Raw genomic sequence first — 20,548 nt, 5'->3', positions numbered from 1 at the left:
TTGCGGGCGTTCTCGGCGGGTACGGGCAGCCCGCGGCGGGGGCCCGCGGGCCGCCGAAGCGGTCCGCGGGCTCGGTCAGTTGAGGCCGAGTTCGTCGTCGAGGAGCGCGAACATGTCCTCGTCGGACGCCTCGTCCAGGTCCTCTTCCTTCGAGGAGTCGTCGCCGGACGCGTCCGTGCGGCCCAGCTCGGCCCACTTGGTCCTGAGGACCTCGATCCGGCCGGTCACCCGACGGTGCTCGTCCGCGTCGTCGAGGCTGAGTCCGGCGATCGCCTTCTCCAGCGCGTCGAGCGCCGAGAGCACCGAACCGGCGCCCGCGGGACCGTCGGTGACGAGCTGTCCGCGCACGTACCGGACCACGTCGGCCGGCGTCGGGTAGTCGAACAGCAGCGTGGCGGGCAGCCGCAGTCCGGTGGCCGCGTTGAGGCGGTTGCGGAACTCGACCGCGGTCAGCGAGTCGAAGCCCAGCTCCTGGAACTGACGCTCCGCGCCGATCGCCGCCCCGTCCCGGTGTCCGAGCACCGTCGCCGCCTGCCCGCGCACCAGCTTGAGCAGCGTCTCCTCCTGCTCCTGCGCGCCCAGCCCGGCGAGCTGCCGGGTGAGCGTGTCCGCGGACGGCACCGCGCCCTGGGCCGCGGCCCGCCGCGCGGGCACCCGGATCAGGCCGCGCAGCAGCGCGTGCACCTCGCCGCGGGCCCGCAGCGCGGCGAGGTCCAGCCGGACCGGCAGCGCCAGCGCCCGGTCGCCCGCGACCACCGCGTCGAACAGGGCGTGGCCCTGCTCGACCGTCAGCGGCGGCATCCCGGACCGCGCCAGGCGGTCGGCCTCGGTGTCCGAGAGGGTGCCCGTCATGCCGCTGTCCTGCTCCCACGGGCCCCACGCGAGGGACACGCCGGGCAGTCCGTCGGCGCGGCGCCGCGCCATCAGGGCGTCCAGGAACGTGTTGGCCGCCGCGTAGTTGGCCTGACCGGCACCGCCGAACACACCGGCCACGGAGGAGTAGACGACGAACGCGTCCAGGTCCAGGCCGCGGGTCGCCTCGTGCAGGTGCCACACCGCGTCCGCCTTGGGCCGCAGCACCGTGGCGAGGCGCTCCGGCGTCAGCGAGCCGACCACACCGTCGTCGAGCACACCGGCCGTGTGGATCACCGCCGACAGCGGACGGGCTTTCGGTGCCGACGCGACCAGGGCGGCCACGGCCTTCCGGTCGGCGACGTCGCACGCCCGCACGGTGACCTCGGCGCCCATCTCCTCGAGTTCGGCGACGAGCTTGCTCGCGCCGTCCGCCTCCAGGCCGCTGCGGCTGGCGAGGAGCAGGCTCCGTACGCCGTGCCTGGCCACCAGGTGCCGGGCGAGGAGCCGGCCGAGCCCGCCGGTGCCGCCGGTGACCAGGACGGTCCCGGTGGTCCGGAACGTGCCGGATGTGCCGTCCGCCACGGTACCGGAGGCGGGCTCCGGCTGTGCGGCGCCGGTGCCGAGCCGGGCGAGGCGGGCGGCCACGACCTCGGTACCGCGCAGTGCGAGCTGCGGTTCCTCGGCGCCGGCCGTCAGGGCCTCGACGAGCCGGGCGGACGGCTCCGCCGCGGCCGGATCGAGGTCGAGCAGGCCGAAGCAGCCGGGGTTCTCCGTCTGCGCCGACCGCACCAGGCCCCAGACCGCGGAGGCCGCGAGGTCCGCGGTCCCGCCGCCGTCCACGGCGACCGCGCCGCGGGTGACGAACACCAACCGCGAGGCCGCGAGCGCCTCCTCGCCGGTCCACTGCTGCACGAGCGCGAGCACCCGCGCGGTGGCCTCCCGGACCGCGCCGGGCAGGTCCTCCCCGTCGGCCGGGGATCCGGCGACCGGGACGAGCACCGTGTCCGGTACGGCGGCCTCGGACGAGGCCGTCAGCGCGGTGAGGTCGGCCGCCGTGACGGCCGTGAGGCCGGTACCCGTGAGCGCGTCGGCGAGGCCGAACGGGTCGGCCCCGAGGACCACGACCGACGCGGGCCGATCGGCCCCGATGTCGGCCACCGGCATCCAGTCGACGCCGAACAGCGTGTTCTGGTCCTCGCCCGCGGACTTGAGCTGGTCACCGGTGACGGTGCGGGTCAGGAGCCGGTCGACGGTGACCACCGGCGCACCGGTCGGGTCCACCGCGTTCACCGACAGCGCGTTGTCGCCCGCGGGGGCCAGGCGCACCCGCAGCGCCGAGGCGCCGGAGGCGTGCAGCGCGACGCCCTCCCACGAGAACGGCAGGGCACCTCCACCGTCGCCCTCGTCGCCGCCGGTGGCGGCCAGCATGGTGGCGTGCAGCGCGGAGTCGAGGAGCGCCGGGTGCAGACCGAACTCGGCCGCCTCGCCGCTGACTTGCTCGGGCAGGACGACCTCTGCGAAGAGTTCCTCGCCACGGCGCCAGGCCGCGCGCAGACCCTGGAACAGCGGTCCGTACGCGAATCCGGCCTCGGCGAAGCCCCGGTAGCAGTCCTCGGTGTCCAGCGACTCGGCGTCCCGCGGCGGCCAGACCTCGGTGCCGAGGCCCTGGTCCGGTGCGGTGGCGCCGGGCGCCAGGACACCGGCTGCGTGCTGCGTCCACGCCGACTCGTCGGCGCCTTCGGGGCGCGAGTACACCCCGACGACGCGCCGGCCGGAGTCGTCCGGCACGGCGACGGCGACCTGCACCTGAAGCGCGCCCCGCTCGGGCAGGACCAGCGGCGCGGCGAGGGTCAGTTCCTCGACCCGGTCGCAGCCGACCTCGTCACCGGCACGGACCGCCATCTCCAGCAGGGCGGTACCCGGCAGCAGGACGGCGCCCATGACGACATGGTCGGCCAGCCACGGGTGCGAGGTCAGCGACAGCCGGCCGGTGAACAACACGCCCTGCCCGGCCGCGAGTTCCACGGCGGCACCGAGCAGCGGGTGCTCGGCGGAGCCGAGGCCGGCGGCACGGACGTCACCGGTGGCGGCGGCCCGGCCGGTCGGCCAGTACCACTGGTGCTGGAAGGCGTACGTCGGCAGGTCGACGCGGGTGGCGCCGGTACCGGCCAGCAGGTCCTGCCAGCCTCCCCCGATCCCCCGCGTGTAGAGACCGGCCCGGCCCAGCAGGGCGGTCGTCTCCTCGTCGCGGTCCTTGCGCAGGACCGGGATCGTGACGGTCTCGTCGCTGGTCAGCGTCTCCTGCGCCATCGCGGAGAGCACTCCGTCCGGGCCCAGTTCCAGGAAGGTCGTCACACCCTGCTCTTCGAGCGTGGCCACCCCGTCAGCGAAGCGGACCGCCTCACGGACGTGACGCACCCAGTACTCCGGCGAGCACAACTCCTCGGCCGTGGCCAGGGAACCCGTCAGGTTCGACACCACCGGAATCACCGGGGCGGCGAAGGACAGTCCCTCGGCCACCGTGCGGAACTCGTCCAGCATCGGATCCATCAGCGGCGAGTGGAACGCGTGCGACACCCGAAGCGTCGTCGCCTTGCGGCCCTCCACCTCGAAGCGTGCCGCGACCTCCAGTACGGCACCTTCAACACCCGAAACGACCACGGACGTCGGTCCGTTGAGTGCGGCGATCGACACCTCGTCGCTGAGGTACGGGACGACCTCGTCCTCCGTGGCCTGCACCGCGACCATCGCACCACCAGCAGGCAGCGCCTGCATCAGACGACCACGGGCCGCCACCAGGCGGGCGGCGTCCTCCAACGAGAACACCCCGGCCACATGCGCGGCGGCGACCTCACCGATCGAGTGGCCGGCCACGAAGTCCGGCCTCACACCCCACGACTCCACCAGCCGGTAGAGAGCCACCTCAACCGCGAAAAGCGCGGGCTGAGTCCAACCCGTCTCGTTCAGCAGACCGGCGTCCTCACCCCACATCACCTCCCGCAGCGAACCCCCCAACTCACCATCGAGCACCGCCAGTACGGCATCCAGCGCCTCCGCGAACACCGGGAACCGGCCGTACAGCCCACGACCCATCCCCAACCGCTGCGAACCCTGACCCGAGAACAACGCCGCCGAGCGGCCGGACGCCACCGTGCCCGACACCGCCGTCGGATCGGTCGCGCCCGCCGCCAGGGCGGTAAGGGCCCGGACCGTCTCCTCGGGCTCACCGGCGAGCACCACCGCGCGGTGGGCGAACAGCGAGCGGGTGGCGAGCAGCGAGTGGGCCACGTCGACCGGACGCGGTGCCGGCTTCTCGGTGACCGCGGCGAGCAGGCGGGCGGCCTGGTCGCGCAGCGCTTCCGGCGACTTGGCGGACAGCACCCACGGGACCACCACGGGCTCCACCACGTCCGCCTCCGGCGCCGAGGCAGCAATCACTGTTCCCTGGATCACCTTCGCCGGCTGCTCCAGGATGACGTGCGCGTTCGTACCGCTGATGCCGAAGGACGACACACCGGCACGACGCACCCGGTCCGTCTCCGGCCACTCCGTCTGCTCGGTGAGCAGCTCGACCGCGCCTTCCGTCCAATCCACGTGGGACGACGGCGCGTCCACGTGCAAGGTCTGCGGGAGCACGCCGTGCCGCATCGCCATGACCATCTTGATGACACCGGCGACACCGGCCGCGGCCTGCGTGTGACCGATGTTCGACTTCACCGAACCCAGCAGCAGCGGCTGCTCCGGATCACGGTCACGACCGTAGGTGGCAAGGAGCGCCTGCGCCTCGATCGGGTCACCCAGCGTCGTCCCCGTACCGTGCGCCTCGACGACATCCACGTCACCCGCCGACAGCCCGCCGCTGGCGAGCGCCTGCCGGATCACCCGCTGCTGCGACGGGCCGTTGGGGGCGGTCAGACCGTTGGAGGCGCCGTCCTGGTTGACGGCCGAGCCCCGGACGACCGCGAGGATCTCGTGACCGTTGCGAATCGCGTCCGACTGCCGCTCAAGGACCAGCATGCCGACACCCTCGGACCAGCCGACACCGTCGGCCGAGTCCGAGAACGCCTTGCACCGTCCGTCGGGCGACAGACCCCGCTGGCGGGAGAACTCGACGAAGGTGCCCGGGGTGGAGATGACCGTCACGCCGCCGGCCAGGGCGAGCGAGCACTCGCCCGCCCGCAGTGCCTGCGCCGCGAGGTGCATCGCCACCAGGGAGGACGAGCACGCGGTGTCGACCGTGACCGCGGGACCCTCGAAGCCGAAGGTGTACGAGACCCGGCCGGAGGCGACGCTGCCCGCGCTGCCCTGGCCCTGGAGGCCCTCGAACTCCTTGCCGCCGAGGATGGAGCCGTAGTCGCTGTACATCACACCGGCGAACACACCGGTCGCGCTGCCCCGCAGACCGACCGGGTCGATCCCGGCCCGCTCGATCGCCTCCCACGACGCCTCAAGGAGCAACCGCTGCTGCGAGTCGGTGGCCAGCGCCTCACGCGGGCTCATCCCGAAGAAGCCGGGGTCGAACTCCCCCGCGTTCCGCAGGAATCCGCCGGAACGGGTGTACGACGTGCCGAGGTGCTCGGGGTCCGGGTCGTAGACCGACTCGATGTCCCAGCCGCGGTTGGTGGGGAACTCGGTGATGGCGTCCGTGCCTTCGAGGACCAGTCGCCACAGGTCCTCGGGCGAGGCGACGCCGCCCGGGTAGCGGCAGGCCATGCCCACGATGACGATCGGGTCGTCGGTCGTGGTCGGCAGCGGCTTGACCGGGAGGGCCGACTGGGTCTCGGCGCCGAAGAGTTCGTCGTGCAGGTGGTTCGCGAGCGTGGCCGCGTTCGGGTAGTCGAAGACCAGCGTCGCGGTCAGGCGGAGTCCGGTGGCCGCGCTCAGCCGGTTGCGGAGTTCGACCGCGGTGAGCGAGTCGAATCCGACGTCCCGGAACTGGGCCGCGGCGTCCACCGACGCGGCGTCGGCGTGGCCGAGGACCAGGGCCGCCTGGGTGCGGACCAGGTCGAGGAGCGCCTCCCGGCGTTCCTCGGCCGTGAGCGCGGTCAGGCGTGCCACGAGCCCGTCGGCGGTGACGGTTCCGCCCGCGACCGTGCGCCGGGTGCGGGTCCGGACGAGACCGCGGAGCACGGCGGGCACCTCGCCCCGCGCGGCGAGCGCCGCCAGGTCGAGCCGGACCGGGACGACCAGGGCGGTGCCGGTGGTGTCCTCTGTGCCGGTGCCGGCCGCGAGCGCCGCGTCGAAGAGGGCGAAGCCCTGCTCGGCCGCGAGGGGCGGCATCCCGGCCCGCGCCAGCCGTTCGGCCTCGGCGTCCGAGAGGGTTTCCGTCATGCCGCCCGCCTGGTCCCAGGGGCCCCAGGCCAGCGACAGACCCGGCAGGCCGGCCGCCCGGCGGTGCTCCATGAGCGCGTCCAGGAAGGCGTTGCCGGCCGCGTAGTTGGCCTGACCCGCACCGCCGAGGACGCCCGCCACGGACGAGAACACGACGAACGCGTCCAGGTCCAGGCCGCGGGTGGCCTCGTGCAGGTTCCAGGCCGCGTCCGCCTTCGGGCGCAGCACCCGGGCGAGCCGCTCCCCGGTGAGGGAGCCGACGACGCCGTCGTCGAGGACGCCCGCCGTGTGCACGACCGCGGTGAGCGGGTGTTCCGCCGGGATCCCTGCGACCAGGGCGGTCACGGCGTCCGGGTCGGCGACGTCGCAGGCCTGGACCGTCACGTCGGCACCGTGGGCGATGAGTTCGGCGACGAGTTCCGTGGTGCCGGGGGCGTCACCGCCGCGCCTGCTGACCAGCAGCAGGTTGCGGACCCCGTAGGCGTCGACGAGGTGCCGGGCGAACTGGGCGCCGAGGCCGCCGGTGCCACCGGTGATCAGGACCGTGCCGTCGGCCTGCCACGCGGTGGGCGCGGCAGTGTCGGCGGGACGGGCCGTGCGGGTGAGCCGGGCGGCGTGCGGCCGGCCGGCGCGCAGCGCGAGCTGCGGTTCGGCGGAGCCGAGCGCCGCGGCGAGGGCGGCGGCGGACTCGGGGGTCCCGTCCAGGTCGACGAGGCCGAGGGCGCCGGGGTTCTCGGTCTGGGCCGAGCGGACCAGACCGTGGACGGCCGCGGCGCCGACGTCCCGGACGTCGGCCACGCCACGCGTCACGAGGACGAGGCGGGCGCCCGCGAGCCGGTCGTCGGACAGCCGGCTCTGGACGGTGTCCAGCGCGTGGGCGGTGAGCCGGTGTGCCGCGCCGGAGGCCGGCTCGTCGTCGTGCGAGGCGACGCCGAGGACGACCACGTCCGGCGCGGGCCGGTCGGCGGCGACCGTCGCGGCGACCAGGTCGGCGACGTCCGTGCAGGTACGCACGGTCGCGCCGGCGCCGGTGAGCGCGGCGGCGAGTCCGAGCGGGTCGCCGTCCGTGTCGAGGAGCGCGACGGTCGCGGGGGCCGACCCGGATGCCTGGACCGGTGTCCACTCGACGCCGAAGAGCGCGTCGCGCGGCAGCGTGTCGGCGCCCGTGGTGTCGAGTCCGGTGACGCTCCGGGTGACCAGGGAGCCCACCGAGACGACCGGTGTGCCGGACGGGTCCACGGCGGTGAGGGACAGCGTCCGGTCGCCGGTCGGCGTCAGCCGGACGCGGAGCACGGTGGCGCCGGAGGCGAGCAGCGAGACGTCCGTCCAGGAGAACGGCAGTCCGGCCGTGCCGCCGTCGGCGGCCGGGGTCAGCAGCAGGGCGTGCAGCGCGGAGTCGAACAGGGCCGGGTGCAGACCGAAGCCCGCGGCCGTGTTCTCGGTGCCCTCCGGCAGAGCCACCTCGGCGAACCACTCGTCGCCGCGGCGCCAGGCCGCGCGCAGACCCTGGAAGACGGGTCCGTACGCGAATCCGGCCTCGGCGAACTCCTCGTAGCACCCGTCGGCGTCGACGGCCTCGGCGCCCTCGGGCGGCCACACGGTCGTGTCGAGGGCGGCGGGGGCAGGACCACTGCCGGCGGGGGCCAGCACACCGGTGGCGTGCTGCGACCAGGCGGTGTCGCCGGTGCCCTCGGAACGTGCGTACACGCCCACGACGCGGCGTCCGGCGGCGTCGGGCGCCTCGACGGCGACCTGGACCTGGACGGCGCCCCGCTCCGGCAGGACCAGCGGCGCGGTGATGGTCAGTTCCTCGACCCGGTCGCTGCCGACCTCGTCGCCGGCGCGGATCACCATCTCCAGCAGGGCCGTGCCCGGCAGCAGGACGGTGCCCTCGACGGCGTGGTCGGCGAGCCAGGGGTGCGAGTGCAGTGCCAGCCGGCCGGTGAACAGCACACCCTCACCCGCGGCGAGTTCGACCGCGGCGCCGAGCAGCGGGTGCTCGGCGGAGCCGAGACCGGCGGCACGGACGTCACCGCCGCCGAGCGGTGCGGCGGGCCAGAACCACTGGTGCTGGAAGGCGTACGTCGGCAGTTCCGCGCGGCGCGCGCCGGTACCGGCGAACAGGGCCGACCAGTCGACCCGCAGTCCCCCGGTGTGCAGACGGGCGAGCGCGGCGACCGCGGTGGCCTCCTCGTCGCGGTCCTTGCGCAGGACCGGGACGGTGACGGCCTCTTCGCCGGTCAGCGACTCCTGCGCCATCGCGGAGAGCACTCCGTCCGGACCCAGTTCCAGGAACGTGGTCACACCCTGCTCTTCGAGCGTGGCCACTCCGTCAGCGAAGCGGACTGCCTCGCGGACGTGACGGACCCAGTACTCGGGCGAGCACAACTCCTCGGCGGCGGCGAGGGAACCGGTCAGGTTCGACACCACCGGAACCTCCGGGGCGGCGAAGGACAGTCCCTCGGCCACCGTGCGGAACTCGTCCAGCATCGGGTCCATCAGCGGCGAGTGGAACGCGTGCGACACCCGAAGCATCGTCGCCTTGCGGCCCTCCGCCTCGAACCGTGCGGCGACCTCCAGCACGGCTCCTTCGGTACCGGAAACCACCACGGACGCAGGTCCGTTGACGGCGGCGACCGACACCTCGTCGCTGAGGTACGGAGCGACCTCGTCCTCGGTGGCCTGGACGGCGACCATCGCACCACCAGCAGGCAGCGCCTGCATCAGACGGCCACGGGCGGCCACCAGGCGGGCGGCGTCCTCCAACGAGAACACCCCGGCCACATGCGCGGCGGCGATCTCACCGATCGAGTGACCGGCCACGAAGTCCGGCCTCACACCCCACGACTCCACCAGCCGGTAGAGAGCCACCTCAACCGCGAAAAGCGCGGGCTGAGTCCAACCGGTCTCGTTCAGCAGACCGGCGTCCTCACCCCACATCACCTCCCCCAGCGAACCCCCCAACTCACCATCCAGGACGGCCAGTACGGCATCCAGCGCCTCCGCGAACACCGGGAACCGGCCGTACAGCCCACGACCCATCCCCAACCGCTGCGAACCCTGACCCGAGAACAACGCCGCCGAGCGACCGGTGCGAGCCGGGCCCGACACGGCCGCGGGGTCGGACTCGCCCACAGCGAGGGCCGCCAGGGCGCGGGCCGCGGTGTCCACGTCGGTGGCGAGGACAACCGCGCGGTGCTCGAACAGCGACCGGGCGGTGACCAGGGAGGAACCGACGTCCACGAGCGGGCGGTCGAGGTGTGCCTCCACCGAGGCGAGCAGCTTCGCCGCCTGGCTGCGCAGCGCTTCCGGCGACTTGGCGGACAGCACCCACGGGACCACCACGGGCTCCACCACGTCCGCCTCCGGCGCCGAAGCACCGACCACCGTGCCCTGAATCACCTTCGCCGGCTGCTCCAGGATGACGTGCGCGTTCGTGCCACTGATACCGAAGGACGACACACCGGCACGGCGCACCCGGTCCGTCTCCGGCCACTCCGTCTGCTCGGTGAGCAGCTCGACCGCGCCTTCCGTCCAGTCCACGTGGGACGACGGCGCGTCCACGTGCAAGGTGCGCGGGAGCACCCCGTGCCGCATCGCCATGACCATCTTGATGACACCCGCGACACCGGCCGCGGCCTGCGTGTGACCGATGTTCGACTTCACCGAACCCAGCAGCAGCGGCTGCTCCGCGTCACGGTCACGACCGTAGGTCGCGAGCAACGCCTGCGCCTCGATCGGGTCACCCAGCGTCGTCCCCGTACCGTGCGCCTCGACGACATCGACATCGCCCACCGAGAGCCCGCCGCTGGCGAGCGCCTGCCGGATCACCCGCTGCTGCGACGGGCCGTTGGGGGCAGTCAGACCGTTGGAGGCGCCGTCCTGGTTGACGGCCGAGCCCCGGACGACCGCGAGGATCTCGTGACCGTTGCGAATCGCGTCCGACTGCCGCTCAAGGACCAGCATGCCGACACCCTCGGACCAGCCGACACCATCGGCCGAGTCCGAGAACGCCTTGCACCGTCCGTCGGGCGACAGACCCCGCTGACGCGCGAAGTCCACGAACACCGCGGGCGTCGACATCACGGTCACACCGCCGGCCAGCGCGAGCGAGATCTCACCCGAGCGCAGTGCCTGCATCGCCCAGTGCATCGCCACCAGGGAGGACGAGCACGCGGTGTCGACGGTGACCGCGGGACCCTCCAGGCCCAGCGTGTAGGACACGCGGCCCGAGGCGAGGCTCGGGGAGCTGCCGCTGCCCTGGAAGCCCTCGAACTCGGGGCTCGCCAGCATCGCGCTGTAGTCGCTGTACATCACACCGGCGAACACACCGGTCGCGCTGCCCCGCAGACCGACCGGGTCGATCCCGGCCCGCTCGATCGCCTCCCACGACGCCTCGAGCAGCAACCGCTGCTGCGAGTCCGTCGCCAGCGCCTCACGCGGGCTCATCCCGAAGAAGCCGGGGTCGAACTCCCCCGCCTCGTGCAGGAATCCGCCGGAACGGGTGTAGGCGGTGCCGGGGTGGTCGGGGTCCGGGTGGTACAGGTTCTCCACGTCCCAGCCGCGGTTGGTGGGAAAGCCGGAGACGGCGTCGGTGCCCTCGGTGACCAGGCGCCACAGGTCCTCGGGCGAGGCGACCCCGCCGGGGTAGCGGCAGGCCATGCCCACGATGACGATCGGGTCGTCCGCCACAGCCGCCGTGCCGCGCCGCACGAGCTGCACTTCGACCTCGGTGCCGAGGAGCTCGTCCAGGAGGAAGTCGACCAGGACCTCGACGGTCGGGTAGTCGAACACCATCGTGGCCGGCAGGCGCAGTCCGGTGACCGTGTTCAGGCGGTTGCGTAGTTCGACCGAGGTGAGGGAGTCGAAGCCCAGGTCCCGGAAGGCGCGCGTGGGGTGGACGGCCGTGGCGTCGGCGTGGCCGAGCACCAGGGCGACCTGGCCGCGGACGAGGTCCACGAGCACTTCCCGTCGCTCGACCGCGTCCAGGACGGCCAGCCGGTCGCGCAGACCGGTCGCCGTCGCCGAGCCCGCGACCGCCGCACGGCGCGAGCGGCCCCGGATCAGCGAACGGAGCAGCGGCGGCACCTCGCCCTGACCGCGCAGGGCGGGCAGGTCGAGCCGTACGGGCACGAGCGCGGCGTCATCGGTGGACAGCGCTGCGTCGAAGAGGGCCAGACCCTGTTCGACGGCGAGCGGGGGCACTCCGGAGGCGGCGAGCCGTTCGAGCTCCGCGTCGGAGAGCGTGCCGGTCATGCCGCCGGTGCCGGTCTGCTCCCAGGGGCCCCAGGCCAGCGACAGACCCGGCAGACCGGCCGCACGCCGATGCTCCATCAGAGCGTCCAGGAAAGCGTTGCCGGCCGCGTAGTTGGCCTGACCCGCATTGCCGAACACACCGGCCACCGACGAGAACACCACGAACGCGTCCAAGTCCAGACCGCGCGTGGCCTCATGCAGGTTCCACACCGCGTCCACCTTCGGACGCAACACGGCCGACAACCGCTCCGCAGTCAGCGAGACGACCATGCCGTCATCCAGCACACCGGCCGAATGCACCACCGCCGACACCGGATGCGCGGCCACCAACCCGGCCACCGCCACACGGTCCGTCACATCACACGCCACCACCGTGGCCCGCGCACCCGACTCCGCCAGCTCCGCCACCAACTCGGCCGCACCCACGACCTCACCACCACGACGACTGACCAGCACCAGCTCACGCACACCATGCACAGCCACCAGATGACGCGCCAGCACCGCACCCAGACCACCGGTACCACCCGTCACCAGCACCGCACCCTCCCCACCGAACGCGGAGACCGCCTCGGTGGCAGGAACAGGGCGACGGACCAGACGGGCCGCACGAAGTTCATCGCCCCGCACCGCGAGCTGCGGCTCATCGCCCAGAAGGGCGGCGAGCGGGAGCGGACGGGTGGTCTCGGCGTCGAGGTCGATCAGGCCGAAGCAGCCGGGGTTCTCGGACTGGGCGGAGCGCACCAGGCCCCAGACCGCGGCGGCGGCCGGGTCGTGGCCGGTGGTCGCACCCCGGGTCACGAAGACGAACTTCGTGGCGGCGTGGCGCTCGTCCTCAAGGCGGGTCCGCACCAGTTCCAGCACGTCCCGGGTGAGGGCGTGGGTGACGGCCGGGATGCCGGCCGCCTCCTCGTGCTCCTGGGCGGTGACGGACAGCAGCAGCAGGTCGGGCAGTTCGGCGTCGTCCGCCAGGGACGCGCGCCGGCCGATCCCGGTGCCGGCCGCCCGCAGGCTCTCGGCGAGCCCGAAGGGATCCTCGCCCACGATCTCCGCCGTCGGCTCCGCGGACTCGGCCGGGGTGACCGGGGTCCAGTCGAGGCGGAACAGGGAGTCGCGGACGAGTGCCGCGGCGGAGCTGAGCGCCTCCGCGGACACGGCGCGCATGGTGAGCGCCCGGACGGCGGCCACGGGGGCGCCGGTGGTGTCGGCGACGGCCAGCGTCAGCGTGCCGTCGGTGTCGCGGCCGAGCCGGACGCGGACTGACGAGGCGCCGGAGGCGACCAGCGAGACACCGTTCCAGGAGAACGGGACGCTGCCGGTCGTGCCGTCACCGGTCGGGGCCGCGAGCCAGGCGGCGTGCAGGCCGGCGTCGAGCAGCGCCGGGTGGAGGCCGAAGCCCTCGGCTTCCTTCTGCGTGCCGTCCGGCAGCGTGATCTCGGCGAACACCTCGTCGCCGCGGCGCCAGGCGGCCCGCAGGCCCTGGAACACGTGACCGTAGGCGAAGCCCTCGGCCTCGCGTGCCTCGTAGAAGCCGGTCAGGTCGACGGGCTCGGCGTCCGCCGGCGGCCACGCCGTGGCGTCGAACGGGGCGGCGGCCGTCGGGAGCCCGGTGGCGAGGACGCCGGTGGCGTGCTGGGTCCAGGGGGCGTCGGTGGACCGCTCCGGGCGCGAGTGGATCGTGACGGTCCGGCGTCCGGCGGCGTCCTCGGCGCCCACCCGCACCTGGGTGCGGACCGCGCCCTGTTCCGTGAGGACCAGCGGGGCGGCCAGGGTGAGTTCCTCGACGTGGTCGCAGCCGACCTCGTCGCCCGCGCGGAGCGCCAGTTCCAGCAGGGCGGTGCCCGGCAGCAGGACGGTGCCCATGACGGCGTGGTCGGCGAGCCACGGGTGCGAGTTCAGCGACAGGCGCCCCGTGAGGACCAGGCCCTCGCCCTCGGCGAGTTCGACGACCGCGTTGAGCAGCGGGTGGGCCGCGGCGGTGATGCCGACGGAGTTGACGTCCGTCGCGCCACGCTTGCCGGTGGGCCAGAACGGCCGGTGCTGGAAGGCGTAGGTCGGCAGGTCGACGGTGCGGGCGCCGGCCGGGGCCAGGAATCCGGCCCAGTCGACGCGGGTGCCGGTGGTGTGCAGTCGGCCGAGGGCCGTCAGGGCGGCCGTCTCCTCGTCGCGGTCCTTGCGCAGCAGCGCGACGGTGACGGTCTCGTCGCCGGTCAGCGACTCCTGGGCCATCGCGGAGAGGACCCCGTCCGGGCCCAGTTCCAGGAAGGTGGTCACGCCCTGCGCCTCCAGCGCGGCCACCCCGTCAGCGAAGCGGACCGCCTCACGGACGTGACGCACCCAGTACTCCGGCGAGCACAACTCCTCGGCGGTGGCGAGGGAACCGGTCAGGTTCGACACCACCGGGATCTCCGGGGCGTCGTAGGACAGTCCCTCGGCCACCGTGCGGAACTCGTCCAGCATCGGGTCCATCAGCGGCGAGTGGAACGCGTGGGACACCCGAAGCCGGGTGGCCTTGCGGCCCTCCGCCTCGAAGCGTGCGGCCAGCTCCAGCACCGCGTCTTCCTCACCGGACACGACCACGGACGTCGGTCCGTTGAGTGCGGCGATCGACACCTCGTCGGTGAGGTGCGGGACGACCTCGTCCTCGGTGGCCTGGACGGCGACCATCGCGCCACCGGCCGGGAGCGCCTGCATCAGGCGGCCACGGGCGGCCACCAGGCGGGCGGCGTCCTCCAACGAGAACACCCCGGCGACATGCGCGGCGGCGATCTCACCGATCGAGTGACCGGCCACGAAGTCCGGCCTCACACCCCACGACTCCACCAGCCGGTAGAGAGCCACCTCAATCGCGAAGAGCGCGGGCTGAGTCCAACCCGTCTCGTTCAGCAGACCGGCGTCCTCACCCCACATCACCTCCCGCAGCGAACCCCCCAACTCACCATCCAGGACCGCCAGTACGGCATCCAGCGCCTCCGCGAACACCGGGAACCGGCCGTACAGCCCACGACCCATCCCGAGCCGCTGCGAACCCTGACCCGAGAACAACGCCGCACGACGGCCCGACGTGGCGGTACCGATGGTGACGGAGGGGTGGGGCTCGCCGTCGGCGAGGGCGGCCAGCGCGCGCACCGTCTCCTCGTGCTCACCGACCAGCACCGCACCGCGGTGGGCGAACAGCGAACGCCGGGTCGAGAGGGAGAGCGCCACGTCGACCGGACGCGGTGCCGGCTCCTCGGTGACCGCGGCGAGCAGGCGGGCGGCCTGGTCGCGCAGCGCCTCCGGCGTCTTGCCGGACAGCACCCACGGCACCACCGCGGGCTCCACCACGTCCGCCTCCGGCGCCGAGGCACCGACCACCGTGCCCTGAATCACCTTGGCGGGCTGCTCCAGGATGACGTGCGCGTTCGTACCGCTGATGCCGAAGGACGACACACCGGCACGGCGCACCCGGTCCGTCTCCGGCCAGGCGGTCTGCTCGGTGAGCAGTTCGACGGCGCCGGCGCTCCAGTCCACGTGCGAGGACGGCTCGGAGATGTTGAGGCTGCGGGGCAGCACACCGTGCTGCATCGCCATGACCATCTTGATGACGCCGGCGGCGCCGGCCGCGGCCTGCGTGTGCCCGATGTTGGACTTCACGGAGCCGAGCAGCAGGGGCCGGTCCTCCGGGCGGTTCTGCCCGTAGGTGGCGATCAGGGCCTGGGCCTCGATCGGGTCGCCAAGGGTCGTACCGGTTCCGTGCGCCTCGACGGCGTCCACGTCACTGGTCGAGAGTCCGCCGCTGGCGAGGGCCTGGCGGATGACGCGCTGCTGCGACGGACCGTTCGGAGCGGTCAGGCCGTTGGAGGCGCCGTCCTGGTTGACGGCGGAACCGCGGACCACGGCGAGGACGCGGTGGCCGTTGCGGATCGCGTCGGACTGCCGCTCGAGCAGGAGCATGCCGACGCCCTCGGACCAGCCGACGCCGTCCGCCGACTCGGAGAACGGCTTGCACCGTCCGTCGGGCGACAGACCCCGCTGGCGGGAGAACTCGACGAAAGTGTCCGGGATCGACATGACGGTGACACCGCCGGCCAGCGCGAGCGAGCACTCGCCCGACCGCAGCGCCTGCGCCGCGACGTGCAGGGCGACCAGCGCCGACGAGCACGCGGTGTCGATGGTCATCGCCGGGCCCTCGAAGCCGAACGTGTACGAGACCCGGCCGGAGGCGACGCTCAGCGCGCTGCCCTGGCCCTGGAAGCCCTCGAACTCGTCGCCGTCGAGCGCGGTGCCGTAGCCGCTGTACATGACGCCGGCGAAGACGCCGGTGCGGCTGCCCCGCAGGGTGACGGGGTCGATGCCGGCCCGCTCGATGGCCTCCCACGTCGACTCGAGCAGCAGGCGCTGCTGCGAGTCGGTGGCCATCGCCTCACGCGGGCTCATGCCGAAGAAGTCGGCGTCGAAGTCGGCGGCGTTGTGCAGGAAGCCGCCGGAGCGGGTGTACGACGTGCCGGTGTGGGCCGGGTCCGGGTCGTACAGCGAGTCGACGTCCCAGCCGCGGTTGACGGGGAAGTCCGAGATGACGTCGGCGCCTTCGCCGAGCAGTCGCCACAGGTCCTCGGGCGAGGCGATGCCGCCGGGGAAGCGGCAGCTCATGCCGACGATCACGATCGGGTCGTCGTCCGGGAGCGCCTCGGCCGGTACGGCCTCCTCGTCTCCCGGCTCGGTGTCGGGGCCCAGGAGTTCGGTGAGCAGGTGGTCGACGAGGGCGACGACGGTCGGGTAGTCGAAGACTGCTGTGGCGGAGAGGCGGACGCCGGTGGCGGCGCCGAGCCGGTTGCGGAGTTCGACCGCGGTGAGCGAGTCGAAGCCGAGGTCGCGGAAGGCGCGGGACGGGTCGATGCCGCCGCCGCCGGAGTGGCCGAGCACCAGCGCGGCCTGTTCGCGGACCAGGGTGAGCAGGGCGTCGCGCCGTTCGGCGCGCCGCAGCCGGGTGAGCCGCTCGACGAGCCCGGTGTCGCCCGTGGCGGCGGTGGCCGCCGCGCGCCGGGCGGGGGCGCGGACGAGCCCGCGCATCAGCGGTGCGACGGTTCCCCGGGCGCGCAGCACGGCGAGGTCCAGGCGGACCGGTACGAGGGCGGCGCTGCCGGTGGTGAGTGCGGCGTCGAAGAGGGCGAGGCCCTGCTCGACGGTGATGAGCGGCATCCCGGACTCGGCGGCCCGGCGGACATCACGCTCGTCGAGCCCGGCCGTCATGCCCGCACCCTGCGCCCAGGCGCCCCAGGCGAGCGAGAGGCCCGGCAGTCCGAGGGACTGGCGGTGGGCGGTCAGGGCGTCCAGGAAGGCGTTGCCGGCGGCGTAGTTGGCCTGCCCCGCGCCGCCGAAGACACCGGCGACGGACGAGAACACCACGAACGCGTCAAGGTCGAGGCCTCGGGTGGCCTCGTGGAGGTTCCAGGCGCCCTCCACCTTGGGCCGCAGAACGGCCGCGAGCCGCTCCCCGGTGAGGGAACCGAGCACACCGTCGTCCAGCACACCGGCCGTGTGCACCACCGCGGCGAGCGGGTGCTCCGCCGGGATCCCCGCGATGAGCGCGTCCACCGCGTCCCGGTCGGCGACGTCGCACGCCGCGACCGAGACCTCGGCGCCCAGGCCCTCAAGCTCCGCCACCAGCTCACGTGCGCCCGCGGCGTCCGGACCGGAGCGGCTGGTCAGCAGCAGACGCCGCACCCCGCGCTCCGTGACGAGGTGACGGGCCACCAGACCGCCCAGGCCACCCGTGCCGCCCGTCACCAGCACCGTCCCCTCGGACGACCAGGCGCGGGGCACGGTCAGCACGATCTTGCCGATGTGCCTGGCCATGCTCATGTGGCGGAAGGCGTCACTGGCGTGCCGGATGTCCCAGGCACGGACCGGCAGCGGGTGGAGGTGTCCGGCGGCGAACAGTTCCGTCAGCTCGCGGCCCATGGCGCCGATCGCCTCCGGGTCCACGTAGGCGAGGTCGAAGGACTGGTAGGTGATGCCGTCCGGGACCAAGTCGTCCTCGCGGATGTCGGTCTTGCCCATCTCCAGGAACCGGCCGCCCGTGCCGAGCAGCCGCATCGAGGCGTCGACGAACTCGCCGGCCAGGGAGTTCAGTACGACGTCGAGCCCGTTCTCGCCCGCGACGGCGGCGAAGGCCGCCTCGAAGTCGAGGGTGCGGGAGGAGGCGATGTGGTCGTCGGCGACCCCGAGGGAGCGCAGCACGTCCATCTTGGCCTCACCGGCCGTCGCGAAGACCTCCGCGCCGAAGTGGCGGGCGATCTGGATCGCCGCCATGCCGACACCGCCGGCACCGGCGTGGATGAGGACCTTCTCCCCCGCTGTCAGTCCGCCGAGTTCCTTCAGCGCGTGGTAGGCGGTGAGGAACACCAGCGGCAGGGAGGCGCCGGTCTCCCAGGTGCAGTGCTCCGGGAGGCGGGTGAGGCGGCGGGCGTCGGTCACGGCGAGCGAGGCGAAGCTGCCGGAGACCATGCCCATGACCCGGTCGCCGGGGGCGACATGGGTGACGTCCGGGCCGACCTCGACGACCACACCGGCGGCCTCGTGGCCGAACTGCCCGGCATCGCCCGGATACATGCCGAGGGCCTTGAGGACGTCGCGGAAGTTGAGGCCGGCGGCGCGGATCTCGATACGGGCCTGGTGGCCGGTGAGCGGCTCCAGGGCCTCCGGGTACGGGGTGAGGGCGAGGCCGTTGATGCTGCCCGGCGTGACGCTGTCGAGGCGCCAGGCCCGCTCGGCCGGCAGTGTGAGGGCGCCGGCGGAGTCGAAGCGGGCGAGGCGGCCGGCCAGGACCACGTCGTCGCGGAGCGCGAGCTGCGGTTCGCCGCTGCCGAGCGCCGCCAGGAACAGGCTCCCGCGTGCGGCGGCGTCGCCGGCGGCGTCGGCCGCTTCCCGGTCGACGAGCACGAAGGTGTCCGGGCTCTCGGACTGGGCGGAGCGCACGAGGCCCCAGACCGCGGCGGCTGCGACGTCGGTGACCTGGGAGCCGCCCGCCTCGACGGCGCCGCTGGTCGCGAACACCAGCCGGGCCCCGGCGAACCGGTCCTCGGCCGTCCACTGCTGGGCGAGGGCGAGGGCGTCGGCGGCCACGGTGTGCGCGGCCTCGGCGACCGGTGCGGCGGTGCCGTCGACGGTGACGACGACGGTGCCGGGGATGTCGGTGCCGTCCGCCGCGAGGGCGGTCAGGTCCCGGTGGGCCGTGACGGCGGCGCCGGCCGCGGTCAGGTCCGCGGCGAGCCCGGTGGTGTCCGGGCCGACGAGCGCGACGGCTGCCGGGATGTCGCCGTCCTGCGGGAGCGGGGTCCAGCCGAGGGCGAACAGGGCGTCGCGGGCGATGCCGGCGGCCTCGTTGAGCTGGTCGCCGGTGACGGGCCGTACCAGGAGCCGGTCGACGGAGGCGACCGGCTGACCGGCGGTGTCGCAGACGGCGATCGAGACGGACTGCCCGGCCTCGTCGGTCGGGGTCAGCCGGACCCGCAGCGCGGTGGCGCCGGTGGCGTGCAGCACCGCGCCCTCCCAGGCGAACGGCAGCCCGCCGTTGCCCTCCTCGCCGTCGTGGGCGACGAGCGAGGCGTGCAGGGCGGCGTCGAGCAGCGCGGGGTGCAGGCCGAAGCCGGACTCGTCGTCGGCGGCGCCGGCCTCCGGGAGGACGACCTCCGCGTAGAGGACGTCCCCGGCTCTCCAGGCGGCCTTCAGACCCTGGAAGGCGGGGCCGTAGCCGAAGCCGAGGGCGGTGAAGCGGTCGTAGCAGCCGTCGGTGTCGAGGGCTTCAGCGCCGGCCGGCGGCCACACGGTGGCGTCGAAGCCGGTGTCGCCGGGGGTGCCGCCCGGCACCAGGGTGCCGCCGGCGTGCTGCGTCCACGACACGTCGGCCGCGTCCTCGGGGCGCGAGTGGACGGTGACGGCGCGCCGGCCGGTCTCGTCGGCCACGCCGACCCTGACCTGGATCTGGACGGCGCCGCGCTCGGGCAGCACCAGCGGGGCGGCGAGGGTGAGTTCCTCGACGCGGTCGCAGCCGGCCTCGTCGCCCGCGCGGAAGGCGAGGTCGAGCAGGGCGGTGCCGGGCAGCAGGACGGTGCCGTGGACGGCGTGGTCGGCGAGCCAGGGATGCGACTGGAGGGAGAGGCGGCCGGTGAACAGCACGCCCTCGCCCTCGGCGAGCTGCACCGAGCCGTTGAGCAGCGGGTGTCCGGCGGCGGTGAGGCCGACGGCCGCGGCGTCCCCGGCGGAGTGCGCGCCGCTGGGCCAGTAGGTGGTGTGCTGGAACGCGTAGGTCGGCAGGTCGACACGGGTGGCGCCGGTGCCGGCGAAGAACGCGTTCCAGTCGATCCGCAGGCCCGCCGTGTGCAGCACGGCGAGGGCGGTCAGGGCAGCGGTCTCCTCGTCGCGGTTCTTGTGCAGGACCGGGACGGTGACGGTCTCGTCGCCGGTCAGCGACTCCTGGGCCATCGCGGAGAGGACCCCGTCCGGGCCCAGTTCCAGGAAGGTCGTCACACCCTGCTCTTCGAGCGTGGCCACCCCGTCAGCGAAGCGGACCGCCTCGCGGACGTGACGGACCCAGTACTCGGGCGAGCACAACTCCTCGGCCGTGGCCAGGGAACCCGTCAGGTTCGACACCACCGGGATCACCGGGGCGGCGAAGGACAGTCCCTCGGCCACCGTGCGGAACTCGTCCAGCATCGGATCCATCAGCGGCGAGTGGAACGCGTGCGACACCCGAAGCGTCGTCGCCTTGCGGCCCTCCGCCTCGAAGCGTGCCGCGACCTCCAGTACGGCGCCTTCAACACCCGAGACGACCACCGAGGCGGGTCCGTTGAGTGCGGCGATCGACACCTCGTCGCTGAGGTACGGGACGACCTCGTCCTCGGTGGCCTGGACGGCGACCATCGCGCCACCGGCCGGGAGCGCCTGCATCAGGCGGCCACGGGCGGCCACCAGGCGGGCGGCGTCCTCCAGCGAGAACACCCCGGCCACATGCGCGGCGGCGATCTCACCGATCGAGTGACCGGCCACGAAGTCCGGCCTCACACCCCACGACTCCACCAGCCGGTAGAGGGCCACCTCAAACGCGAAAAGCGCGGGCTGAGTCCAA

Annotated in this window: 1 protein-coding gene (only partly in view); it reads right to left on the bottom strand. The window is 73.8% G+C overall.

The genetic code is table 11. The features are described from left to right. Positions 1–75: 75 nt before the first annotated feature. Positions 76–20,548: the 3' portion of an SDR family NAD(P)-dependent oxidoreductase gene (locus ACF09J_RS11685; protein WP_392305216.1), read on the bottom strand. The gene runs 12,248 nt beyond the window's last position; only the last 20,473 of its 32,721 coding nucleotides appear in the window; its start codon lies beyond the right edge, outside the window; it ends in the stop codon at positions 76–78.

The sequence above is a fragment of the Streptomyces sp. NPDC014889 genome (assembly GCF_043081205.1).
Classification (GTDB): domain Bacteria; phylum Actinomycetota; class Actinomycetes; order Streptomycetales; family Streptomycetaceae; genus Streptomyces.
This window is presented reverse-complemented; position numbering and strand designations above follow the sequence as displayed.